This window comes from Brevibacterium sp. LAARM3_SD1 (genome assembly GCF_057364765.1).
In genome coordinates, this window is sequence record NZ_JBNFOL010000023.1 from 38,703 (window position 1) to 62,892 (window position 24,190).

Annotated in this window: 20 protein-coding genes, 2 pseudogenes and 1 riboswitch; of the genes and pseudogenes, 15 read left to right on the forward strand and 7 right to left on the reverse strand. The window is 65.8% G+C overall.

Translation table 11 applies throughout. The annotated features are described in order from the left end of the window. Positions 1 to 70 precede the first annotated feature (70 nt). The 11 genes and pseudogenes from AC2W7L_RS12960 to AC2W7L_RS13010 all read left to right on the forward strand — a co-directional run bounded on the left by AC2W7L_RS12960 (position 71) and on the right by AC2W7L_RS13010 (position 12,377). Positions 71 to 1,593 (forward strand): annotated as a pseudogene (locus AC2W7L_RS12960) (lysine N(6)-hydroxylase/L-ornithine N(5)-oxygenase family protein). Beyond that, positions 1,590 to 2,579, forward strand: coding sequence for a GNAT family N-acetyltransferase (locus AC2W7L_RS12965; protein WP_486004793.1), 990 nt, complete (start codon positions 1,590 to 1,592; stop codon positions 2,577 to 2,579). Before AC2W7L_RS12960 ends, AC2W7L_RS12965 begins: the two are co-directional and overlap by 4 nt. Continuing rightward, a complete protein-coding gene (locus tag AC2W7L_RS12970; RefSeq protein WP_486004794.1) occupies positions 2,573 to 4,165 on the forward strand; it encodes an IucA/IucC family protein in 1,593 nt (530 codons plus the stop codon). The genes AC2W7L_RS12965 and AC2W7L_RS12970 overlap by 7 nt, the downstream gene beginning before the upstream one ends. Before the next feature lie 161 nt (positions 4,166 to 4,326). Next, entirely contained in the window at positions 4,327 to 5,424 is a 1,098-nt protein-coding gene (locus AC2W7L_RS12975) for a LacI family DNA-binding transcriptional regulator (RefSeq protein ID WP_486004795.1), read from the forward strand. 92 nt (positions 5,425 to 5,516) lie between these two features. After that, a pseudogene (locus AC2W7L_RS12980) lies at positions 5,517 to 6,610 on the forward strand (substrate-binding domain-containing protein). Positions 6,611 to 6,708: 98 nt separating this feature from the next. Then, on the forward strand, positions 6,709 to 7,533 hold the full coding sequence (locus AC2W7L_RS12985; protein ID WP_486004796.1) for an ATP-binding cassette domain-containing protein: 825 nt from the start codon (positions 6,709 to 6,711) through the stop codon (positions 7,531 to 7,533). After that, positions 7,530 to 8,741 carry a sugar ABC transporter permease gene (locus AC2W7L_RS12990; RefSeq protein ID WP_062243360.1) on the forward strand — a complete coding sequence of 404 codons (1,212 nt, stop codon included), beginning with the start codon at positions 7,530 to 7,532 and terminating at the stop codon, positions 8,739 to 8,741. The genes AC2W7L_RS12985 and AC2W7L_RS12990 overlap by 4 nt, the downstream gene beginning before the upstream one ends. 137 nt (positions 8,742 to 8,878) lie before the next feature. Beyond that, positions 8,879 to 9,012: riboswitch (TPP riboswitch) on the forward strand. Beyond that, complete coding sequence (gene thiM, locus AC2W7L_RS12995; protein ID WP_486004797.1) at positions 9,000 to 9,914, forward strand: hydroxyethylthiazole kinase; 915 nt, start codon at positions 9,000 to 9,002, stop codon at positions 9,912 to 9,914. (Overlaps the previous riboswitch by 13 nt.) Continuing rightward, positions 9,911 to 10,669, forward strand: coding sequence for a thiamine phosphate synthase (gene thiE, locus AC2W7L_RS13000; RefSeq protein ID WP_486004798.1), 759 nt, complete (start codon positions 9,911 to 9,913; stop codon positions 10,667 to 10,669). The genes thiM and thiE overlap by 4 nt, the downstream gene beginning before the upstream one ends. Beyond that, a complete protein-coding gene (thiD, locus tag AC2W7L_RS13005; protein WP_083532679.1) occupies positions 10,666 to 11,535 on the forward strand; it encodes a bifunctional hydroxymethylpyrimidine kinase/phosphomethylpyrimidine kinase in 870 nt (289 codons plus the stop codon). The genes thiE and thiD overlap by 4 nt, the downstream gene beginning before the upstream one ends. A gap of 101 nt (positions 11,536 to 11,636) precedes the next feature. Beyond that, a complete protein-coding gene (locus AC2W7L_RS13010) occupies positions 11,637 to 12,377 on the forward strand; it encodes a TenA family protein (RefSeq protein WP_486004799.1) in 741 nt (246 codons plus the stop codon). A gap of 52 nt (positions 12,378 to 12,429) precedes the next feature. On the opposite strand, the gene AC2W7L_RS13015 is transcribed toward AC2W7L_RS13010, so the two are convergent. The 6 genes from AC2W7L_RS13015 to nadA all read right to left on the reverse strand — a co-directional run bounded on the left by AC2W7L_RS13015 (position 12,430) and on the right by nadA (position 18,326). Then, on the reverse strand, positions 12,430 to 12,954 hold the full coding sequence (locus AC2W7L_RS13015) for a DUF1648 domain-containing protein (protein WP_486004800.1): 525 nt from the start codon (positions 12,952 to 12,954) through the stop codon (positions 12,430 to 12,432). Positions 12,955 to 12,985: 31 nt separating this feature from the next. Then, positions 12,986 to 13,201, reverse strand: a complete 216-nt coding sequence (locus tag AC2W7L_RS13020) for a hypothetical protein (protein ID WP_486004801.1) — start codon at positions 13,199 to 13,201, stop codon at positions 12,986 to 12,988. A 128-nt stretch (positions 13,202 to 13,329) separates the two neighbouring features. Further along, positions 13,330 to 14,547 (reverse strand): cysteine desulfurase family protein, encoded by a 1,218-nt coding sequence (locus AC2W7L_RS13025; protein ID WP_486004802.1) that lies wholly within the window; start codon positions 14,545 to 14,547, stop codon positions 13,330 to 13,332. Between the two features lies 1 nt (position 14,548). Further along, positions 14,549 to 15,400 (reverse strand): carboxylating nicotinate-nucleotide diphosphorylase, encoded by an 852-nt coding sequence (nadC, locus tag AC2W7L_RS13030; RefSeq protein WP_486004803.1) that lies wholly within the window; start codon positions 15,398 to 15,400, stop codon positions 14,549 to 14,551. Then, complete coding sequence (gene nadB, locus AC2W7L_RS13035) at positions 15,394 to 17,043, reverse strand: L-aspartate oxidase (protein ID WP_486004804.1); 1,650 nt, start codon at positions 17,041 to 17,043, stop codon at positions 15,394 to 15,396. Before nadB ends, nadC begins: the two co-directional genes overlap by 7 nt. Beyond that, a complete protein-coding gene (gene nadA, locus AC2W7L_RS13040) occupies positions 17,043 to 18,326 on the reverse strand; it encodes a quinolinate synthase NadA (RefSeq protein WP_486004805.1) in 1,284 nt (427 codons plus the stop codon). The genes nadB and nadA overlap by 1 nt, the downstream gene beginning before the upstream one ends. Positions 18,327 to 18,723: 397 nt before the next feature. Between nadA and panB the strand changes: the two genes are divergently transcribed. The 3 genes from panB to AC2W7L_RS13055 all read left to right on the forward strand — a co-directional run bounded on the left by panB (position 18,724) and on the right by AC2W7L_RS13055 (position 22,212). Next, the gene (gene panB / locus AC2W7L_RS13045; protein ID WP_486004806.1) at positions 18,724 to 19,728 is read left to right on the forward strand and encodes a 3-methyl-2-oxobutanoate hydroxymethyltransferase; all 1,005 of its coding nucleotides are present in this window, start codon (positions 18,724 to 18,726) and stop codon (positions 19,726 to 19,728) included. After that, complete coding sequence (gene panC, locus AC2W7L_RS13050; protein ID WP_486004807.1) at positions 19,728 to 20,624, forward strand: pantoate--beta-alanine ligase; 897 nt, start codon at positions 19,728 to 19,730, stop codon at positions 20,622 to 20,624. The genes panB and panC overlap by 1 nt, the downstream gene beginning before the upstream one ends. A 211-nt stretch (positions 20,625 to 20,835) precedes the next feature. Continuing rightward, positions 20,836 to 22,212, forward strand: a complete 1,377-nt coding sequence (locus AC2W7L_RS13055; RefSeq protein WP_486004808.1) for a mechanosensitive ion channel — start codon at positions 20,836 to 20,838, stop codon at positions 22,210 to 22,212. Positions 22,213 to 22,304: 92 nt separating this feature from the next. Here the strand turns inward: AC2W7L_RS13055 and AC2W7L_RS13060 are convergent, their stop codons facing one another. Then, positions 22,305 to 23,030 (reverse strand): LysE family translocator, encoded by a 726-nt coding sequence (locus AC2W7L_RS13060; RefSeq protein ID WP_486004809.1) that lies wholly within the window; start codon positions 23,028 to 23,030, stop codon positions 22,305 to 22,307. Positions 23,031 to 23,226: 196 nt separating this feature from the next. On the opposite strand from AC2W7L_RS13060, the gene AC2W7L_RS13065 reads away from it, so the two are divergent. Further along, on the forward strand, positions 23,227 to 24,190 hold a 964-nt coding region (locus AC2W7L_RS13065), incomplete at its 3' end, for a LysR family transcriptional regulator (RefSeq protein ID WP_486004810.1).

The window sequence follows — 24,190 nt, forward strand, 5'->3', positions numbered from 1 at the left end:
GAATCCTCGCCGGCCGGGATCTCGAGGGCGCCGCAGACATCGAAAGCGCTGCAACCGAAGGAGGCGCAGCATGAGCGCAGATTCCACGCACATCCACGACATCCTCGGCGTCGGCATCGGCCCCTTCGGCCTCGGCCTGGCCGCACTGTCGGAACCTCTCGACGACGTCGACGCGATCTTCCTCGACCAGCGGCCCGAATTCCGCTGGCATCCGGGCATGATGATCGAAGGCTCGACCATCCAGGTGCCGTTCCTCGCCGACCTCGTCACCATGGCCGATCCCACCTCGCCGTACTCATTCCTCAACTTCCTCAAGGAGCGCCGGCGGCTCTACCCGTTCTACATCCGCGAATCCTTCTACCCCCTCCGCGCCGAATTCGACGAGTACTGCCGGTGGGTCGCCGCCCAGTTGGATACGCTGCGGTGGAACCGTCGCGTCGTGTCCGTGACCAGGGAGAAGGGTGTGTTCACTGCCTCGCCGAGGTGGCCGACGACTCCGGTTCGATCGTGACGACCGAGACCTACCGCGCCCGGCATCTCGTGCTCGGAGTGGGAACGCAGCCGGTGCTGCCGCCCGCGCTGCAGGGACTTAGGCGTGACGCCGGCGCCGATACTTCCGGAGCCGGACCGGACGGAGTCGCCGAACCGGATGGTGTCGCCGGCTCGCCCGCTGCCGGCCCGCTCGTCCACACCGCCGACTACCTCGAGAACCGCGAAGCGCTGCTCGATTCCGGTGCGATCACGATCGTCGGCAGCGGCCAGTCCGCCGCCGAGATCTACCGTGACCTCATCGACGATGCCGAGGACCGAGGCGTCCGTTTGGATTGGGTGACCCGCTCGCCGCGGTTCTTCCCGATGGAGTACACGAAGCTCACCCTCGAGATGACCTCCCCGGAATACACCGACCACTTCCGATCCCTGCCCGACGAGCTGCGCGAACGCGTCGGTCGTGAACAGCGCAATCTGTACAAGGGCATCTCGGCCGACCTCGTCGACGACATCCACGACACTCTCTATAGACTCAGTCGATGTGGCAGGCAGCTGCTGACGAACCTCATCTCCGAAGCCGAACTCGAGAGCGCCGACATTGACCCGATCAGCGGCGAATACCTGCTCGGATTCCGCAACACCGCACTGGGCAAGACCTTCACCAGGCGGTCCGGATCGGTCGTCGCGGCCACCGGATACAAGTCACAGGTGCCGGACTTCCTCAGCCCCCTTGGTGACGATATCCGTCTGGACTCTCGCGGCCGTCTCGACGTCAGCCGCCATTACGCGATCAACGACGAGGGCACCATCCACGTCGTGGGCGGCGAAGAGCACACCCACGGCGTCACCGCCCCTGACCTGGGCTTCGGTCCCTGGCGGGCCTCGGTGGTGCTCGCCGCGGTGACCGGTCGAGAACCGTATCCGATCGAACGGACCATCGCCTTCCAGACCTTCGGAGTGCCGGCCGACGAATCCGACGCCTCCGTGCTTGCCACCGCGAACTCGACCGAGGGAGATTCCCGAGCCGGCTCCGCCGACGCTGATTCCGGGGACGACTCCGCCGCCTTCGCACTCGACGACTCCAAGGAGATGTCACACGCATGACCACCGAACTCATCACCGAACCGAGCAAGCTCACGGCCGCCTCTGCGACAGTGTCCATCCGTCCGCTCGACGTCGACCGGAACACCGCCCGGATCCACGAGTGGCTGACCCACCCACGCGCACACTACTGGATGATGACCGACCTAAACGAGAACGAGGTCCGGGCCTACTTGGAAGGCATTCGCGACTCCGCGGACGACGCCGGTTGGGTCGGATCCGTCGACGGAGATGACTGCTTCTACGTCGAGACCTACACTCCCGACAGCCTCATCCCGCAGAACGTCCTGGCCACCGGACCTAGCGACATCGGGATGCACCTGCTCGTCGCACCACCGGCAGGACCTGCCGTGCACGGACTTACCGACCGGATCATGGCAGCGGTCATCGACTTCTGCCTCAAACCCGGTGACCAGGGAGGACGCGGTGCCGAACGTGTCGTCGTCGAACCCGATGCACGAAACGACGCGATCATCGAGAAGAACCGAGCCGCCGGCTTCACCCCCATCACCGAGGCGACCATCATGATGGGCGAGATCGCGAAACGCGCGCTCGTGAGCGTATGCACCCGCGCGGATTTCGAGTCCAGCGCACTGGCCCCGTTCGTCGGCGTCGGAGGCCTGGGACCGACGCCCATCAACTCGGATCACGCACGACCGACTCTCGTCGCTGAGACCGAGGAATCGGCTGGCGACCAGAAGCTGACGGAATCACGAATGAGCCGGAGAACAGCAACGCCGCCGGCGCCATACGCCCATCTCAACTCCGATGCGTTCTCCGTCGTACAACGCCACCTCGTCGCCAAAGCCCTGTCCGAATTCGCCCACGAACGACTCATCCATCCGGTGAGCGTCGGTGCGGGCGGGGGAGCCGCCGCGAATGGCAACGCACATGCGGACGGGAGAGCCGCCTCGGCGAATGGTGACGACCAAGCCTGGGAACTGAACATCGACGGAGCCAGCCGGTACACATTTACCGCGCGGTGCTGACGCTCGAACACTGGGTCATCGACGAAGTCAGCATCACCCGGTGGTGCGACGGATCCGAGGTTCCGCTCGACGCCCAGGAACTCATCGTCGAACTCCAAGACGCACTCTCCATCCCCGAGGACCTCATATCCACCTACCTCGAGGAGCTCGCATCGACCCTGGCCGGGGCCGCGTACAAACTCGAAGGCGCTCGAGCCGGTCGCAGGCCGGATGCGCGTACGCTCGCCGATGCGGACTTCCAGACCACCGAGGCAGCCATGACCGAAGGGCACCCCGGGTTCCTCGCGAACAACGGCCGCATCGGATTCGGCCTCAGCGACTTCCGCACATGGGCACCGGAGAACGGCGAACTCAATCGCATCGAATGGGTGGCGGCGAGGCGCGAACTCAGCCATCTCTCTTTGGGCGTTGGACTCGATGAGGAGAGCCACCTCGGTGAGGCGCTCAGCGAAGCCGAACGGGACCTCTTCGGTTCCCGGATCCGGGCGGCGGGACAGGACCCAGCGGACTTCCACCTCATGCCGATCCACCCGTGGCAGGCCGACCATCGACTGTCGATCACCTTCGCCGCGGACATCGCCCGAGGTGATCTGCTGCCGCTCGGGGAGGGGCTTGATAAGCATCAGGCGCAGCAGTCCCTGCGCACGTTCTTCAACCACTCGCGGACCGGAGCGCCGTACGTCAAGGTCGCGCTCGCCGTGCAGAACATGGGATTCCTGCGCGGGCTGTCGCCGAAGTACATGCGCGACACTCCGGCCATCAACGACTGGGTCGCGAACCTCATCTCCGCCGATGACACCTTCGCCGCGACCGGATTCCGAGTGCTGCGGGAGCGTGCCGCACTCGGCTACACCGGCGATGTCTACCACCGGACGAAGGAGACGAACCCGCACCGGAAGATGCTCGCCGCCCTATGGCGGGAGAACCCCATCGAGCAGATCGCTCCAGGTCAGAGGCTCATCACGATGGCCGCGCTGCTGCACCGGGACCATCAGGGTGTGTCCTTGGCTAGTGAATTGATCAACGCCTCGGGGCTGAGCGCCGCGGCATGGATGCGCAGCTACCTGCGGGCCTACCTGAAACCGCTCGTGCATGCGCTGCTCGCGCACGATCTCGTATTCATGCCGCACGGGGAGAACCTCATCCTCATCCTCGACGAGCACACGGTGACCGGGGCATTCATGAAGGACATCGGTGAGGAAGTCGCCGTGCTCGGCCACCGCGAACTGCCTGCCGACGTCGAACGCATCCGAGCCGTGGTGTCGGGGGAGGAGAAGGCCCTGGCGGTCTTCACCGACATGTTCGACGGGGTGCTGCGGCACCTGTCGGGAATCCTCGACGCCGATGGTCTGTTGCCGGCCGATCGGTTCTGGGCGATCGTCGCCGAGACCCTCGACGACTACGAGGCAGAGCACCCGGAGTCCGCACGCGGGGTCAGCGGTGACGTCGATCTGCGCGCCGATCATTTCGCTCATTCGTGCCTCAACCGACTGCAGCTGAAGAACACGAAGCAGATGGTCGACATCGGCAACCAAGCCGAATCGCTGCTCTACGCCGGCACCATGCCCAACCCCGTGGCCCGCTGAGCCGAACCGACGACAACCTCGCCGAGGTGGGACTCCGGAAGGATGTCCCGCCTCGGCGAGTGCGTTCATCCCTCATGCCCACCGGTTAGTATCATTCCAACGGTTGCCTGCGCGTCGATGCGCAGAGTCACGAACCGGTCCGCAGACTCAAAGGTGCGCACATGGCGAAGCGAAACGATCGGCCGACTCTGGCCACGGTCGCCGAACGCGCCGGTGTGAGCATCAAAACCGCCTCCCGCGTCCTCAACGGCGAAAAGCACGTCGCCGCCTCAACCGCGGAGAAGGTCGAAGCCGCCGCAGAAGAACTCGGATTCCGCCTCAATTCCACGGCCCGCCGACTCCGCGCCGGAGGCCGCTCACCCTATATCGGCGTCGTCCTCTCCGACGCGGGGGACGCCTTCCAAGCCCGTGCCTTCGGCGCTATCGAAGCCGAACTCGCCGCCCTCGACCTGCGCCCGGTGGTGACAGTCGTCGGCGACGATCCCGACCGAGAGGAAGCCTTCCTCGACGAATGCCTCGCCAACGACCTGACCGGGATCATCGTCATCCGCGCCCACCCCGAGGCGGCCGAGACCTACGCACGAGCCGCCTCGGCGCCGGGCATCCGAATCGTCACCCTCGACCCTGCGGTAGGCGGCCCAGGGATCAGCGTCTTCGCAGGTGACGACCATGAAGCGGGGCGCCTCGCGGCCGAACAGCTGCTCGCCCACGGACACATGGCGCTCGGCGTCATCGGCGACCATTCGCCCAGCCTCATCACCACCCGCCGGCTGCAGGGAATCCGGGACGCCATCGCCGGCCGCCGCGGCGTCGGGTGGCGCGCCTATATGCGCGAAGACGCCCACGACGAAGCCAGCGCGAAGAACGTCGTCGCCGCCTGGCTGGGCTCGCGCAGCGCCCCCAGCGCACTCATCACCCTGTCCGCGACCGTGACTCAAGGTGCCATCGACGCCTGCCGCCGCCTCGGCGAATGGCCGGCCCTGGTCGGCATCGACGATTTCCCCACCGCCGAACTCCTCGACGTCACCGTCGTCGATCGCAACGTCGAATCCCTCGCCGCCGAGGCGGTCCGACGACTCCGGTCCGGCGCGGAACCCACCGATTCCGGGGGAGGAGAGGGCCGCCTCGGCGAGGGTAGGAATCAGCATCCGTCGGAGACGACCGGGCGCGAACGCGTCGATGACGGTGTGCCGGAATTCGACAACGCGCTCTGTGTCATCGCTCGCGGCAGCGGTGAGGAGCCTCCCGACACCCGCTGAAAACTTTTGCCGAAACAGTTGACAGCAGGCGACGTTCGGCGAATCATATTCAACAGCCTGACAACGTTGTCAGAAAGATTGAAAGGTTCACAATGAGGCACAACCTTGACTCCCACAAGAAGCTGGCGCTCCTCGGTGCCTCGGTCGCGATCGGTGCTCTTGCACTCAGCGGCTGCGGCAACCAGAAAGGCCAGGGAAACGACGAGGCCGACAGCGGGTCCGGCGGTGACGGAGATGTCACGATCGCACTGCTGCTGCCCGAGTCGAAGACCACCCGGTACGAGTCGCTCGACAAGCCGAACTTCGAGAAGTACGTCAAAGAGGCCGACCCAGACGCGAAGGTCGAATACCGCAACGCCAATCAGGACGCGACTCAGCAGCAGCAACAGGTCGAGGCCGCCGTGACCGAGGGTGTCGACGCCATCGTCCTCGACCCCGTCGACGCTTCCGCCGTCTCCTCTGCGCTCTCGAAGGCCGAAGCGAAGAAGATCCCGGTCATCTCCTACGACCGCTTCTTCGAAGGTGCGGCCTACTACACCTCGTTCGACAACAAGAAGATCGGCAACCTGCAGGGCCAGGCCGTCCTCGACGGGCTCAAGGAAGCTGGAGTCGACCCGAAGTCGGGACCGGTCTGGATGGTGAACGGCGACCCGAAGGACCCGAACGCCGCGGACTTCAAGGCCGGTGCGGAAGAGACCCTGAAGGGCGCCGGCGTCGACATCGCCGCCAGCCACGACACCCTCGACTGGAACCCCGACGACGCACGCCAGTGGGTCGAGGGTCAGCTGCAGGGCAAGGGTGAGAAGCCGATCGCGATCTACGCGGCCAACGACGGCACGCCGGCGGTGTCATCGCCGCGACGAAGAAGGCCAAGGTCGATCCCGTCGTGACCGGTCAGGACGCCGAGGTGGACGGTCTGCAGAACATCCTCAAAGGTGACCAGTACGCCACGATCTACAAGTCGATTCCGCCGCAGGCCGAGTTCGCAGCCAAGGCCGCCGTGGCTCTGGCAGCGGGCGAGGAAGTCGATGCAGGAACGACCTACAAGGACACCCCCACGGACTTCGTTGAAGCCAAAGTCGTCACCACCGACACCATCAAGGACATCGTCGGTGATCAGATCAAGGCCGAGGACATCTGCACCGGGAAGGTGGAGAAGCTCTGCGCCGATGCCGGCGTGAAGTGAGCGCGTGAGCGTTCATGATCTGACGTGACCGACCTCGAGCCGGCGACCATCACCGGTCGCCGGCCGCCGGGGTCAACGACTGCGACAAGTAGGAACAGATGACACCAGAGACACCCGAACCGGCAGCTGCGGCGACGCGGACGCCGGGCAGCGACAGCGAGCCGGTGCTCGAACTGCGCGGAATCAACAAACGGTTCGGCGCCGTCCAAGCGCTGAGCGACATCCATCTCAGCGTCGGTCGCGGCGAAGTCGTCGGCCTCGTAGGCGACAACGGCGCCGGCAAATCGACACTCATCAAGGTCATCGCCGGAGTCCACGCCGCCGATGAGGGCGAACTCATCATGAATGGGACATCGCAGAAATTCTCCTCCCCGAAGGACGCGCAGAGGGCCGGAGTGGCCACCGTGTTCCAGGACCTGTCTCTGTGTGAGAACCTCGACGTCGTCGCCAACCTGTTCCTCGGGCACGAGAAGACCCGTGGGGGAGTCCTCGACGAGGTGGCCATGGAAGCCAAATCCTGGGAGCTGCTGCGCAGCCTGTCGGCGAAGATCCCGAGCGTGCGCGTACCGATCGCGGCACTGTCCGGCGGACAACGTCAGACGGTCGCCATCGCCCGGTCCCTCCTCGGCGATCCTTCGCTGGTCATGCTCGACGAGCCGACGGCGGCCCTCGGTGTTGCCCAGACGGCCGAGGTGCTCAATCTCATCGAACGGCTCAAGGAACGCGACCTCGGCGTGCTGCTCGTCAGCCACAATATGGCCGATGTGCAGGCCGTGTGCGACCGGGTGCACGTGCTGCGCCTGGGCAAGGACGCCGGTGACTTCCCCGGAGACGAACGCACGGACGTGCTGGTCGCCGCGATCACCGGAGCCAGCGACAATGTCGTGACCAAACGCGCCGCACGGAGGGGTGAGCGCCGATGACCCGCAACTCCTTCATCACCGATGAGCGGATCTCGTCCGAAGGCATCGTCGGGACGTTCGTCAGACGGGTCAAAGAAGGGCAGCTGGGTTCGTTCCCCGTCATCTTCGCCCTCATCGTCATCGTCATCGTCTTCCAGTCGGCCGATTCCAACTTCATCTCGCCGGCCAACCTCGTCAATCTCTCCACCCAGGTGGCGTTCCTCGCGATCCTTGCTCTGGGCATCAACCTCATCCTACTCCTCGGCGAGATCGACCTGTCTCTGGCGCAGTTGGGCGGTCTGGCCGCCTCGCTGCTCGGTGTCCTCGTCGTCAGGCAGGGTGTGCCCCCGGCAATGGCGCTGATCATCATGCTGCTGCTCGGTCTGGTCGTCGGTGCGATCCAAGGCTGGTTCTTCGCCGTCGTCGGCATCCCGGCGTTCGTCGTCACCTTGGCTGGTCTGCTCGCATTCACCGGTCTGACCCTGACGACCTTGGGCACACAGAAGAACCTGTCGATGTCGGACACCTTCGCCTTCGACTTCGCGAGCTTCTACTTCCCGGCGATCTGGGCCTATATCTTCGGAGCGATTGCGATCATCGGCTTCGGCGGCGGCATCATCTATTCGAAGCTGCGCCGCCACCGCGAAGGCCTCAGCGCCCCGAGCTGGGCGTCGGTGATCGTGCGCATCGTGCTGCTGGCCGCCATCGTGTTCGGATTCCTCATCCTCGTCAATCAGGACTTCGGTCTGGCGATGCCGTTCTTCCTGATGATCGTCATCGCGATCATCATCGATCTCGTGCTGCGCAAGACCCGCTATGGCCGGTCGATCTACGCCGTCGGCGGCAAGGTCGAAGCCGCCCGGCGCGCTGGCATCCGCGTGACCTGGGTGCGCATCAGCGTGTTCATGGCAGCCGGAGTGTTGGCCGCACTGTTCGGGTTCATCAAGACCGGTGTGACGACGAATGCGGGATCGACGCTGGTGAGCACGCAGGACCTGCTCAACGCGATCGCGGCGGCTGTCATCGGCGGCACCTCGCTGTTCGGCGGTCGCGGAACCGCATGGGCCGCTGTGCTCGGTGCCCTGGTCGTCGGTGCGATCAACAACGGTCTCTACCTCATCGGCTTCAACTCCGATGCGCAGCAGATCATCACCGCACTCGTCCTGCTCACCGCCGTCGTCATCGATGCGCTCAGCCGCCGCGGACAGAGGTACGTCGGGCGGGGGTAGCGGCTGCTCTTCCCTCAGCGGACCCCGTTGCGGCGAAACCACCCTGAACCGGAGGTGGTTTCGCCGCGACGGGGTCCGCTCGGCGGTTCTGCTGGATGGAGGAGTCGCCCGTGTCCGACCGGGCTGATACAGTCGGAGCCATTGACATGGGGTGCCTCATGAGGATCCGTTCGCACCGAGAAGCTGCGCACGGAGGACACCGAGGCTGAGAGAACACCCATCGAACCTGATCTGGGCCATACTAGCGAAGGGATCGTCATGGTTGACTTCGACCTGCGTTCTGCCAATGCGCGACTGCGCGCAAGCAATCCACTCATCCAGTGCATCACGAACACCGTGGTACAGCAGTTCAGCGCGAACGTGCTCCTGGCCATCGGCGCCTCCCCGGCGATGCTCGACCACGAAGCCGACGCCGGACAGTTCGCCGGAATCGCCAACGGAATCCTCGTCAACTTCGGAACCGCCTCGAACCATCAGCTGCTCGCCGCCGACGCAGCCATCGACGTCGCGAACGCCGCCAGCAAGCCCTGGGTCCTCGACCCCGTGAGCGTCGGCGCCGTCGACTTCCGCACCTCCCGCATCCGCCGTGCCGCCGCCGATCACCCGACTGCCATCCGCGGCAACGCCTCCGAGGTCGCAGCACTCGCCGGAGTCGGACTCGGTGGTCGTGGAGTCGAATCCACCGATGAAGTCGATGCCGTCCTTCCCGCCGCGGCTCAACTGTCGCGAAAGACCGGCGCGATCGTCGCGGTCTCCGGACCCACCGACGCCGTCGTCGCCCACATCGACGGCACCGATCACGTCGCCCGGATCTCCGGCGGACACGAATTCATGCCGCTGGTCATCGGCACCGGCTGCTCACTCGGCGCCGTCACCGTCGCATACCTGGCCGCCGCCCGTGCCGGACTGGCCGACCCCGACGCCGACGTCTCAGCAATCAGCGCCCCCGAGCAGTCCGCGAACGGTGGGGCCGCCTCGGCGAAGTTCGAAGCCGTCGTCGCCGCCCACGCCCACTTCGCGGTCGCCGGGGAACTCGCCGCCGATGGTGCGAAGGGTCCGGGCAGCTACTCGGTGAACTTCCTCGACGCGCTCCACACCGTCGACGGTGACCGACTCGCGCAGGCGAGAATCGGCCTCGACACGCTCACCGCCGGCGAAGGCGTCCAGGCATGACCGCCGGATCCGCCCACATCGCTGACAACTCGGCCGACGACGGCGCAACCGTGAACGACCGAGACGGCTCGACCGACCGCTTCGCCGGAATCGACACGCGCCTCTACCTCGTCACCGACTCGGCGCAATGCGAGGCCGCCGGTCGCAGCGTCGCCGAGACCGTGCAGGCCGCCGTCGCCGGGGGAGTGGGCATCGTCCAGGTCCGCGACAAAGACATCGACGACGGTGACTTCTACTCGCTCACCCGCCAAGTCATCGCCGCCGTCGAAGCCGCCACCCGTGACACCGACCGCACGGTCCCCGTCGTCCTCAACGACCGCGTCGAGGTGGCCCGCCGCCTCAACGACGAAGGCGAGAACGTGCACATCCACGTCGGCCAAACTGACACCACCGTCGCCGAGGTGCGCGCCGCCCTGGGTGCGGAACCGCTCATCGGTCTCTCGGCCGCGAACAGCGACGAATTCGCCGCCGCCCGCGACTCCGGAGTCGTCGACCTCGTCGGCATCGGGCCGGTCTTTGACACTTCCACGAAAGCAGACGCCCCCGACGGAATCGGACCGGACCGTCTCCGCGAACTGGTGGCAGAAGCCGGCATCCCCGCGGTCGCGATCGGCGGCATCAACGCCGATCGTGCCCCTGACCTGAAGGGTCGTGGGCTGATCGGGATCTGCGTGGTCTCGGCGATCTGCATGGCTGACGATCCGAAGACTGCGGCCGAGGAGCTGCTCGCCGCTTTCACCGGGAGTGCACAGTGACGACCCGCCCGCCGATCACCCTGTCCATCGCCGGCACCGATCCCTCCGGCGGCGCCGGAATCCATGCCGACCTCAAGACCTTCACCGCGCGGAAGACCATGGGCACGACCGTCATCACTGCTCTCGTCGCGCAGAACACGCACGGTGTGTCCCGGGTCTATCCGATCGACGTCGATTTCGTCGCCGATCAGTTCGAGTCCGTGCTCGGCGACCTGCCCGTCGATGCGACGAAATCGGGAATGCTCGGCAGCCGTGACCTCGTCGAACTCGTCGTCGATCGCGCCGCCGAAGGTCGGCTCGGCTTCTATACCGTCGACCCTGTGATGATCGCGACCTCCGGCCACCGCCTCCTCGAGACCGATGCCGTTGACGCTGTGCGCACCCACCTGCTGCCCGTCGCCGACCTCATCACCCCCAACCTCCCCGAGGCGGCCCTGCTGATCTCCGACGACGAACCTGAAGCGCAGACGACTGAAGCCATGCGTGACCAGGCCCGGCGCCTGCTCGAACGCGGGCCCGGAGCGGTCCTGCTCAAGGGCGGACACGGCAGCGATGACGAAGTCATCGATATCCTCGCCACCGCCGACGGCCAGGTTCGCGAGTTCACCCACCCCCGCGTGACGACGATGAACACGCACGGAACTGGGTGCACCCTGTCAGCCGCGATCACCGCCGAGGTGGCCGTCCTCGGCCGCGAACACACAGAGATCGGGTCGGACATCCTCGGCGAGGCCGTCGGCAATGCCCTCGACTATCTTGCTCGCGCTCTCACCTCGGCTGCGGACTGGCAGCTGAGCCTGAATCCGGAGGGCGCCCACGGACCGGTCGACCACCAGGTCGACATCGTCAGCGGTCGACCCGCCTGAGGTATCCATCCCGCCTGACCACCACCTCACCGGAACCGCCAACTCACTCGAACCACCACGTCATACGAATCACCACGTCACACCAGCACAAGGGAGTTCCCATGACCGTCACCTTTACCGCCGGCCCACTGACCACCCAGCTGTGGGACCGCGTCGGTCCCATCGTCAAGCAGATCGAAGAGCTGCCGTTCCTCGCCCAGCTCGCCGACGGCAGCCTCGATCCGAAGGCCTTCGTCAATTACATCTCGCAGGACAGCCTCTACCTGAACGGATATGCCAAGGCCATGTCGTTCCTGGCCGCGAAGACCGTCGACCGTGAAGAATCCCGATTCTGGGCCGGATCTGCCGCCGAGGCGATCACCGTCGAAGAGGAGATGCACGCAGAACTGCTCGCCGACGCCCGACTCGCCTCGGCGCTGGAGGAGCTCACCGTGGAAGGCTCCCGTTTCAAGGCCTCCCCGACGACGCTGGGTTACGTGTCCTTCCTCGTCGCCAACGCCGCCAGCCGATCCTACGGCGAAGGCGTGGCCTCAGTGCTGCCCTGCTTCTGGGTGTACGCCCATATGGGCAAGGTGCTTGTCGACCGGGCCGGGCAGATGGCCGACGACCACCCCTACCGCACCTGGGTGCAGACCTATGACTCTCCCGACTTCGACGAATCGACCCGCCACGCCGTGCAGATCCTCGAACAGGAGCTAGCGAAGGCCCCGAGCGAGGAAGCCACCCGCATGCGCGCCGCCTTCGAGCAGGCCTGCGTCTTCGAACTCCACTTCTGGGCCTCTGCCCACGCCATGCAGAACTGGGACGTCTCCGTGTTCCTGCCCCAGGAAGTCACCGTCTGATCCCAGGGAACATCGGATCCCCCTCACCGAGGTGGCCCTGACCTTGAGTCGGTCACCTCGGTGGGGTGAGCCTGCGGTAGAAACGCCAGACGGCGAGCCCCGTGGCGGCGAGGAAGACGGCCGTCGGCACGAACGTCAGCCATTCCGGCATCGTTGCCGAACGCGCCCCCTCGGCGATGATGACGAGGATGGCCGCGACGAGCAGTGCGGTGAGCCCCGCGGTGATGCGCAGCAGCTCCATGAGGCAGTCGACGAGGTAGGTCCTCTCGTCGCGCTCGAGCCAATACTCCTTGTGCGGGGCATTGATGAGCGAGACCGGAAGTTTCTCGAACAGCGGCCTGATCGACATCAGAGCGGGCAGGCCGACGCCTATGGGCAGAAACATCGACAGGAGTCCCGTTTTCGACGTCCAGTCATCGGGCTGTCCGCCGGAGTCGAAGTGAGTGGCTACGTTCTCGGGCGCCTGCACCCAGAACCAGACGGAGAACCCGAGGAAGACGAGAATCGAGGCAATCGCGAAGACGAGCGCGGCTCTCTCGCTCGGTGGGTTCCGATGCGGCTGTGCAGGGGAAGGCATGTTGTCACTCTGACAACAGCCGTCAGCAACCTCAGGCGCGAGACGCTCCCGATCGACCATCCGGGTAATGAGTGAACGGACCGAACGATCCGAGCGCATGCCAGCCACGGCGCAGGGTGGTCCACAGGAGGACGTGATCGACCTCGATGAGGGGCACTCGGTCATGCTTCGGGCAGGCGAATCGTCCCACGAGGAAGACGATCGTTGCGAACATCACTGCGATCATGAGCAGAATCAGCAGATCCATGGCGGCCCCCTCACACCCTGTTGCGAATGCTTCTCTTTCAGTCTCGCCCCAAAATACTGAGAAAGATAGGGCTATCCCACCTGGTGGGCGCAAAGGTGATCAAAATCAACCCGGGCGTGAGACGCCGTTCACGCAAAGGACGAAGCGAGGCTCTCGGCAGCGCTGATGACGGACTGTGCGGCCGCCCGTCCCTGCTCGAGGGTGATCGAGGACGGGAACGTGAAGCGCACGCTCGTCTGCGCGACCTCCGCAGCGATCCCTAAGGCCGTGAGCACGTGCGAGGGTTCGTCGGAACCGACCGCGCAGGCCGAACCGCTCGAAGCCGTCACCCCGAGGCGTTCGAGCTCGAGCAGCACGGCCTCACCGGAGGTATTCGAGAAGCAGAACGACGCATGATTCGGAGTCCGCGTCGTCCGGCCGTCAAGGCCGGCCGTTCCCGCCGCGCCAGTCAGGAACGCCCCGGGCACAGCGCTGAGGACCGTGGCGATGAACTCATCGCGGACGGCCCGGACACGATCGGCGGCCTCATGCCGCTCCGCCTCGGCGAGTTCGATGGCCGTGGCGAACGCGACGGCCAGGGCCACATTCTCCGTGCCCGAGCGTCGTCCCGACTCCTGACCGCCGCCGTGGATGAGCGGTTCGACTGGGACGCGGGCGCGGATAGCGGCCACACCGATGCCCTTCGGCGCTCCGACCTTGTGCCCGGCCAAGCTGAGCGCATCGACGCCCAACCCGGTCAGCGGCAGCCATCCGGCCGCCTGCACCGCATCCGTGTGGAAGAGTGCTCCGGCCTCGTGGGCGATGCCGGCCAAGGCCGGAATGTCGGCCACGGTGCCGATCTCATTGTTCGCATAACCCAAGGTCACGAGCACGGTATCCGGGCGGATCGCTGCTGTGAGGGCTTCGGGGGTCACTGTCCCATCGGAGGCCGGGGCCACCTCGGTGACGGTGAATCCGTGGACGCGGGTCAGGAACTCCACCGAGGCGAGTACGGCTTCGTGTTCGATGGGGGAAGTGACGATATGCCGCCGAGGCGGCGCCACGGTCCCAGCCCGGCCCTGGGCCTGAGCTCGACTCTGAGTCCGAGCGCCGAGGGCCATGCCGATGATGGCGAGGTTGTCCGCCTCGGTGCCTCCGCTGGTGAACGTGATGTCCGTGGCGCGCATGCCGAGCACCTTCGCCACGCGAGCACGGGCATCGGCGAGGGCTTCGGCGGGTCCGCGCCCGAATTCGTGGTGGCTCGACGGGTTGCCGAACGCCCCGGCCAGATACGGCCAAGCGGCTTCGAGGGCTTCCCTGCGCACGGGGGCCGCGGCCGCGGTGTCGAGGTAGAGGCGCCCGGTCATCTCAGGCCTCGAGGGAGAGGTCGAGACCGAGGTCGATCGCACGGACGCTGTGGGTCAGCGCGCCCGATGAGATGACGTCGACGCCGGTGGCGGCGATCTCCGGAATCGTCTCCAGGGTGACGTTGCCGCTGGCTTCGACGACGGCGCGGCCGCCCACGAGTTCGACGCCTTCGCGCAGTTGAGCCGGGGTGAAGTTGTCGAGCATGATGATATCGGCGCCGCCGTCGAGCACCGCGGGCACCTGGTCGAGACGGTCGACTTCGACCTCGATCGTCGTCGTATGCGGCAGACGGGCACGGGCGGTGCGGATCGCCTCGGCGACGCTCAGCCCCTCACCGGTGAGCACGGCGAGGTGATTGTCCTTGGCCATGACCGCATCGGAGAGGCCGAAGCGATGGTTGTGCCCGCCGCCGCAGACCACGGCATGCTTCTCTAACGCCCGCAGGCCAGGAGTCGTCTTGCGGGTGTCGACGATGCGTGCCCGCCCCGCGGCGGCCTCGACAAAGGCGTGAGTCTGAGTGGCGATTCCGCTCATCCGCTGGCAGAAGTTCAATGCGATCCGCTCGGCCTGTAACACCGCCCGGGCGGGACCGGTGACCGTGGCAAGCACCTGACCCGCGGTGAAAGAGTCACCATCCGCGGCGGCAAGTTCCACTGCGACGTTCGGGTCGACGAGGGTGAAGGCGCGGGCGAAGACCTCGACCCCGGCGAGCACTCCGTCTTCGCGGGCACGCAGATCGGCCCTCGCCGAGGCGGTGGCAGGGATGAAGACCTCGCCGGTGAGATCGCCCCAGGGAGCGTCTTCGTCGAGGGCTGTGCGCAGTGCGGAATCGATGGTCGCAGCTGTCAGCATGCGGTGGCCTCCTGAAGCAGAGCGGTGGGCGAAGTGAGCGCGGTGGCGGTGCGAACGTCGGTGCGGGTATGCGCGCCGAGGCTGTGCTCCCGGGCCAACGCGTGCCGAGCCATATGTTCGGCGATGAGAGCGAGATTCGCGGTCTCGAGTGGCTTGATGCCGGGTACGGAATGGTCGGCGTTGAATTCCTGGTCATTGGTGAGGTCGCCGGTGGAGCCGTCGTCGTGGGCGGCGTGTTTGTGGGCACCGTCGTCGAGGCGGTCGAGCAGAGTCCGCAGGCCCTCGGCCGTGCGCTCCACACCCAGATGAGCCCAGGTCAGAGCCTGCAGCTCGGTTCGTGTCAGTGCCGTCTGGTGGAATGAATCGAGCTGGGGGAGTGGGAGGTCATGACTCACTGGATTCGAATCCTCGACGGCGAGGTCTGCACGGTGTGCGGAGAGGCCGGCTGCGGATGTATCGGCCGGCAGTGCGTCGATCGCCGCGGCGGCGCGGGAGGCGAAGACCGCGCCCTCGAGCAGCGAATTCGAGGCCAGCCGGTTGGCGCCGTGCACTCCGGTGCACGCGACCTCGCCGATGGCGAAGAGCCCCGCGATGCTCGTGCGACCGTCGCGATCTGTGGCCACCCCGCCCATGAAGTAGTGGGCGGCTGGGGTGACGGGAATGAGATCTCGGGACAGGTCGAGACCATGAGCGGCCAGACCAGTGGTGATGCTCGGGAACTTCGCCGTCACATCCGGCACGGCCCGTGCATCGAGGAAGCAGGGACGTCCGTCCTGAGCCGCTTGGCGGCGGTGCAGCGCGAGGGCGACGACGTCACGGGAGGCGAGCTCGGCGCGATCGTCGATGTCAGTCATGAACCGGTGGCCCGACTCGTCGAGGAGAAGAGCGCCGGCTCCGCGAACGGCCTCGGAGATGAGGAAGCCGGGACCAGAAAGGGCGGTGGGATGGAACTGGAAGAACTCGAGATCGGCGACCTCGGCACCGGCACGGATGGCCGCGGCCAAACCGTCACCGGTCGCCGCGGCCGGGTTCGTGGTATGCGCGAAGAGCTGCCCGGCCCCGCCGGTGGCCAGCACGACAGCATCGGCGGTGAGGCTCTTGACCCGACCGCCGCGGAGCACGGTGATTCCCGTGGCTCGAACGGGTCGATGCTCCTCGTCGGTGGTGAGGATATCGACGAGCATGGTGTCCTCGAGCAGGGTGACGCGACCTGCGGCCGCCTCGGCGCGCAGCTTCTCCGCCAGTGCGGTGCTGATCGCCCGACCGGTAGCATCGCCTCCGGAATGGAAGATGCGCGGATAGGAATGTGCCCCTTCCATACCCCTGACCCAGGTTCCGGTCGGATCGGTGTCGAAGTCCACCCCTGCCTCGGAGAGGGAGATGATCGCGTCACCACCGGCCTCGCACAGAATGCGCACGGCCTCCTGGTCGCAGTGTCCGGCACCTGCCGTGAGCGTATCGGCGATATGGGAATCGACCGTGTCGTCGGGGCCGATGACACCGGCGATGCCGCCCTGCGCCCACTCGGTGTTCGACTCGCCGAGGCGGCCCTTCGTCACGAGTGTGACCGTGTGGCGTCCGGACAGGCGCAGTGCCGTGGTCAGCCCCGCGATCCCGGAGCCTGCGACCATGACGCGACTCATCAGATCCGCGGCTTCGCGGCGAGCATCCGCTTCAGGGACACACGCGCAGGTTCGGCCACCTCGGCGTCGACGGAGATCTGGTTGACGACATGGCCGTCGATGAGGGATTCGAGGACCCAGGCGATGTAACCGGGGTGGATGCGATACATCGTCGAGCACGGGCAGATGACGGGATCGAGGCAGAAGATCTCGTGCTGCGGATGTTCGGCGGCCAGCCGCTGGACGAGGTTGATCTCGGTTCCGATGGCGAACGTGGTCGGCTCGGTCGCCTCGGCGATGGCCTTCGTGATGTACGCGGTCGACCCGGCCTCATCTGCGGCTTCGACGGTCTCACGCGGGCATTCGGGGTGGACGATGACGCGCACGTCCGGGTGCGTGGTGCGGGCCTTGTCGATCTGGGCGGGGGTGAAGCGCTTGTGCACGGAGCAGAAGCCCTGCCACAGGATGACGCGGGCCTCACGCAGCGTCTGCTCGTCGTTGTTGCCCAGCGGTCGGGCGGGATTCCACAGCGGCATCTCGTCGAGGCTGATTCCCATGTTCACCGCCGTGTTGCGGCCGAGGTGCTGGTCGGGGAAGAACAGGACCCGCTGCCCGCGTTCGAATGCCCACTCCAGGACCACCTCGGCGTTCGAGGAGGTGCACACGATTCCGCCGTTGCGGCCGCAGAAGCCCTTGATCGCGGCCGAGGAGTTCATGTACGTGACGGGAATGACCGGGACGCGACCGTCGGCGTCGGGTTCGGTGCCGAAGATCTCGGCAAGCTGCTCCCAGCAGTCCTCGACCTGATCGATGCTGGCCATATCGGCCATCGAACAGCCGGCGGCGAGGTTGGGCAGAATGACCGACTGCTCTGGTTTGGACAGCAGGTCGGCGGTCTCGGCCATGAAGTGGACGCCGCAGAAGACGATGGCCTCGGCCTCCGGATGGTTCTGGGCGGCCTGGGCGAGCATGAACGAGTCGCCGATGTAGTCGGCGTGTTCGACGACCTCGACCCGCTGATAGTGGTGGCCGAGCATGACGACGCGATCGCCGAGGGTGGCCTTCGCGGCGCGGATACGGGCATCGAGCTCCTCCGGCGCTTCCTGCTTGTACTCGTCGGGAATATCGCCCTGACGTGGGGCGGCGACCGGAATCGGATCGGCCATCGACGAACCAGGTCCGTAGCCGGGGCGTTCGTCGACGTCCCACGGGGCATCGAGCAGCTCCGTCGTGCACATATCGTCATTCGCGCCCGAGGCAGAGATGTCCTTGAGGGTGAGTTCGATCGAAGCTGTCGTGGTCATCATCGTCCTTCGCTCGGTGGGCGGGACCCGTGCCTGAAGTGCCTCGCATGTGGTGAGAGCCGCCCGAAATCTTTTACGCAGTTGTGCGTTTATTTCTTTGCGCAGATTTGAGCTTAATCCCGAGGGTGGGCAATGTACAACTCGCGACGCGCGGGTGCGACGCTGGGAGCGGGCGGATGTTCCAATGGGCGGCAGGTGGACGGTGGTCGCGCGCGCCGTCGAATCTGTCGATGGCTCTGCGCCCACGAGATGCAATAGGCTGTGGTCTGGCTCGCAATCCGAGTCGATGCGCATTGCGGTGGGCGCCCCCGTGAGAGACGCCGAGGCTTCGGACCGGAGCATCGGTCTCGCCCCGCCCGCGCCGGCACCGACGACATCGCATATCTGAAGGATTCTCATGCCCGAAGCGGCACAACCGAACCAGTTCACCACCACTTCCAGCACCGACACGAACGGCAACGTGACTGCCGCCGGTAGTACACCTGCCGGCGGCAATGCCCCGGCCGGCCCCAACGCGACGGCCAGCCCCGGCGCGACGGCCGGTGCCGCCTCGGCGGAACAGCCCGCCCCATACGGCGGTCCGGCGTCGGCACCCGCAGCGCCGCCTCGGCGAATTCGCACCCTCGACCTCATCAAGGCCAAGGCGAAAGGCAGGCGGTGGGCGATGCTGACCAGCTACGACCAGTACACGGCCGCCCTGTTCGAGCAAGCCGGTGTCGAGGCCCTGCTCATCGGCGATTCCGCCGCGAACAACGTCTACGGTCACGCCACCACCCTGCCGGTCACCGTCGACGAACTCATCCCCTTGGCCCGAGCCGTCGCCTCGGCGACTGCTCGGGCACTCATCGTCGCCGACCTGCCCTTCGGCAGCTACGAGATCTCCGATGAGCAGGCCGTGGCCACGGCCGTGCGCTTCATGAAGGAAGCCGGGGTCCACGCCGTCAAACTCGAAGGCGGGGCGCGGATGGCCTCCCGGATCAAGGCGATCACGACAGCGGGCATTCCCGTCATGGCGCACATCGGCTTCACTCCGCAGGCCGAGCACAACCTCGGCGGCTACAAGGTCCAGGGCCGCGGCGAAGCCGGAACTGAGCTGCTCGAAGACGCCCGCGCCGTGGCCGAAGCCGGAGCCTTCTCCGTGGTCATGGAGATGGTGCCCTCCGGGCTGGCTGGTCAGGTCACCGCGGAACTGGCGATCCCCACCGTCGGCATCGGCGCCGGTGCGAACTGCGACGCCCAGGTTCTCGTGTGGCAGGACATGGCGGGCCTGCGCACAGGTCGCGCCCCGCGCTTCGTCAAGCGCTACGCCGACCTGCATTCCGTGCTCACCGAAGCGGTCGGCCGTTATGTCGAAGAAGTGAAGTCCGGGGTCTTCCCCGAACCTGAGAGGAGCTTCGACTGATGGAGGTCGGAGGCATCCAGGCACTGCGCCGGTGGCGGGCCGAGCAGTCGGGCCGTGTCGGTCTCGTCCCGACGATGGGCGCCCTGCACTCCGGGCATCAGGCGCTGATGACGCGTGCCCGCGCAGAGTCCGATCTCGTCGTGGCCTCGATCTTCGTCAATCCTCTCCAGTTCGGTGCCGACGAGGACTTCGTCCAGTACCCGCGGCCTATCGAAGAGGATCTGAGGAAGTGCGAAGAGGCCGGCGTCGACTTCGTCTTCGCCCCGGCGCTGGCCGAGATGTACCCGTCCGCACCCGAAGTGCGGGTCGTCGCCGGGCGCATGGGGACCGTGTTCGAAGGCGCGGCCAGGCCCGGGCACTTCGACGGCGTGCTCACCGTCGTGGCGAAGCTCTTCACCCTCATCGCCCCCGACGTCACGGTATTCGGGCTCAAGGACATTCAGCAGTTCGTCCTGGTCAAACGCATGATCGCCGACCTCAACTTCGATATCGAACTTATCGGCCTGCCCGTCGTCCGGGATGCCGACGGTCTGGCCATGTCGAGCCGCAACACCTACCTGGTCCCGGAAGATCGGGCGCGTGCCCTGGCGATTCCGCGGGCTCTCAACGCCGCCGCCGAGGTGGCCGAACGGGGCCGTGGAACGGCAGGGTCGGGTGGCGCTGGTGTGGATCAGCCTGCCGCGGACACGGGCCTGCCTGCCGCCGTCGAAGCGGCCGCGCTCGCCGAATTGGAACCGGCCGCGAACCGTGGGGATCTCGAGATCGTGTACTGCAGTCTCGTCGAGGCCGCGACCCTTCGGCCGTGCCCACCGGACTTCACGGGACCGGCTCTGCTGCTCGTCTCCGCGACGGTCGGTGGGACTCATCTCATCGACAATCTGCCGCTGGAATTCTGACGCTATATGCAATTGTGATCGGTTTATGAAGATTCTGTTGAACGATCGACATATGCATATGTAAGCGACGGAAATGAGCCGGTAAATCGGGTTTCAATTGTCGGTTATCAGTCCCTGAACCCTTGTCCTCAATGTTCTCTGAGAATAGACTCAAAATCAGCAAGCGAAAATAAAACTTGCCGATTCGCTGAGTTCGAAGGAGATAAGCGGCATGCAAGGTATGGATATCTGGTCGGTCCTGGCGAAAGTCGGACTGGCAATCGTCATTCTCATTGTCACCTGGATTCTCGCCGCCATCGTCAAATGGGCGATCGGCAAACTCGTCACAAAGATTCCCGCACTTCAACGGGACGGAAGCAACGGTCAGCAGATCGGCAAATCGGTCGGGCAGATCGCCGGTCTCGTCATCTGGCTGCTCGGACTCATCGCTGTTCTCCAGCTGTTCAACCTCGATCAGGTGCTGACTCCGCTGCAGGGTCTGCTCGATGGAATCTTCGGATTCCTGCCGAATATCATCGGCGCAGGATTCATCTTCTTCATCGGCTATGTCTTTGCGAAGATCGCCAAGCAGCTCGTCCAGACCGCACTCAATGCCGTCGATCTGACGAAGCTGACGTCGAAGTTCCGCTCACTCGGCGACAAGGCCACCGGAATGGCCGACAGTGCCGGAAATGCTCAACCGCATCCCGACGCCACCCGGCAGTACGCTGCGCAGGGTCAGCAGGGCATGCCGCCGCAGGGCGGCCACCCGGGTCACGCGCCGAACCCGAACGCTGAGGCGAATGCGAAGATCTCGAACCTCATCGGCAACCTGGTCTTCGGAGTCATCATCATCGTTGTTGCGATCGCGGCGCTGCAGGTTCTCGGCATCAAAGCGATCTCGGAGCCTGCCCAGCAGATGCTCCAGATCTTCCTCAATGCGATCCCGCTCATCATCGCTGCCGGCATCCTGCTGGCCATCGGCTTCGTCATCGCCAAGTTCCTCGGCAATCTGTTCGAGCAGATCCTCCAGGGCATCGGTACCGACAAGGCCATCAATGAGATCGGGATCGTGCCCGAAGGCACCAGTGCCTCCAACGTGATCACCCGGCTCGTGCAGGTGGCCATCATGATCTTCTTCGCGATCATGGCCACCAAAATGCTCGGATTCCCGGAGATCACGAACATCCTCAACGAGATCCTCGATCTCGGCGGCAGCGTGCTCTTCGGCGCTGCGATCATCGCCGCCGGGTTCCTCATCGCCGCTCTCATCGGCAAGTTCATCACGAACAACCTCGCCAGCAAGGTGCTGCGCTACTCGGCGATCGCGCTGTTCATCGCGATGGGCCTGCGCTACATGGGTCTGGCCGATTCGATCATCAACCTCGCCTTCGGCGCCGTCGTCATCGGCGGTGCGGCGGCAGCCGCCCTGGCCTTCGGCCTCGGCGGACGTGAGGCGGCTGCGAAGATGTTGAACAAGGTCGACCTCGCCGAGGCAGCCGAGAAGAAGAACCCCGATGCCGTCGACAGCAGCACCCCGGGAACCGGACCGCACACTGACGGCGGTGGCGCCGGAAGCGGGGGAGCCTCCTCGGCGAATGAGAGCTGAGTGAGGGTCTGCACACCGAAACGAAGGGGGCGGGGCAGCCGAGGATCGACCTCGGTGCCCCGCCCCTCTCATATGCTCAGGGAGATCGTTGCTCAGATGGGGATAGCGATGACGGCGATGCCGATGATGAGCAGGATGACTGTGGAGGCGGCTTCGATGAAGAAATCGGCGCTGCGGTGGGCCATCGCGGAGGCGGCGAGGCTGGCCAGGCAGGCGAGGATGAGCTGGTAGGACAGGAGCACGCCGAGGATCAGCGCGACGAGGACGGTGTAGTCGATGCCGGTCGGGGAGGCGGGCAGGAGGGTCGGCAGGATCGCGAGGAAGAACAGGCCGACCTTCGGGTTGCTCAGCGAGGAGATGATGCCGCGGCGATAGGACACGAGCGAACGCAGGTGGCCCCACGAGGTCGATTCCATGACGTGGGCGATCTCGGTGACGGGGCTCTCGGGGGAGTCTGATTCGGACGACGGAGCCGGGGATGCGTTCGTGGTGGGTCCGTGTGTCGCCTCGGTGGCCTTAAGCTCACGGCGGAGGCGAAGGGCCTGCCGTCCCGCGAGGACGCCGAGGAGGCAGAGATAGAGGCCTCCGCCGATCTTGAGCACCTGAACGGCGGCCGGGTAGACGGTGAGCAGGGCGGAGACGCCCGTGAGTGCGAGGATCATCCAGATCACGGTGCCCGTGGCAGTGCCGAGCGCATAGATGAGTCCGGCCCTGCGGCGCAGCGAGGACAGGCGGATCGTCAGGATCGTCTCGGGGCCGGGGGTGACGGCCAGCGCAGCCGCGGCGCCGGTGATGGTGAGGATCTCGGGTCCGGTCACGGCACTCCTTTGAAAGGTGGGACGGTTGAGAAGAGGGGAACGTTCGACGGGGATGAGGCACACGGGTGTCTCCGATATCGGCGGAGACGAACACCATTCTGCCGGACTCGATCAATCGGGAAAAGCAACTGATTGTGAACGATCATCAGACAATGCCTAATGAAATTTCGAATGGGCTGCGGCTACTGTTGGGGGCATGTGGGATCTCAATCGACTGCGGGTCTGGCGTGCCGTCGCGGCCACCGGTTCCGTGGTCGCCGCGGCGAAGAGCCTCAATTACACACCGGCGACAGTCAGCCAGCACATCACCACCCTGCAGAAGGCCGTCGGGGCGCCGCTCTACCGGCGTTCGGGGCGCGGAATCGAGATCACCGAACTCGGCCGGCGTCTCGCCGAGGATTCGGCGGAGGTATTCACCGCGGTCGGCCGCCTCGACGATCTGGTCGAGGGCTTCCGCAATGTCAGCAGACCCCGGCTGCGGATCGCGGCGTTCACCTCGTTCAATGCCCGTCTGCTGCCGGGCATCATCGAAGCCGTCGCCCAGGACCATCCGAACCTGCGTTTCGATATCCAGCTCAACGAGCCGGCGAAGAATCGGCGCGGGCACTGCCTCATCGAGATCCGGGCGGAGGTTCCGCAGGACGGGGAGATACACCTGCCGGAGATGAGGCGCATCCCGCTCTTCGATGATGACTATCGGGTCGTGGTCCCCGAGGGGCACCGGTTCGCGGGGCGAGAGTCGGTGCCGTTCATCGACCTCGAGGATGAGCATTGGGTCGACTATGACATGTGGGCCGGGCCCTCGAGCAAGGTCGTCGATCATGCGTGTGCCGCGGCCGGATTCGAACGCAGAAGCTTCGCCGCCTGTGAGGACGACTTCGCGGCACTGGCTCTCGTCGCGTCGAACCTCGCGGTCACGGTGCTGCCGCGGCTCTCGACCGTGCAGCTGCCGCCGGGGCTCGTCGCCGTCGACCTCACCGACCCGGTCCCGAAGCGCCGAGTCGTAATGCACGTGCGGGAGAAGGACGCCCATCTGCCGCACGTGCGCGCCTTCGCCGCCGCCACGCAGACCGCCGTCCAATCCCACCTCACCACCCCCCTAATTGCTACCCGACGTGCAGATCACTACGCGTCGAGTATCCGTGGGACCGCCTGTCGGG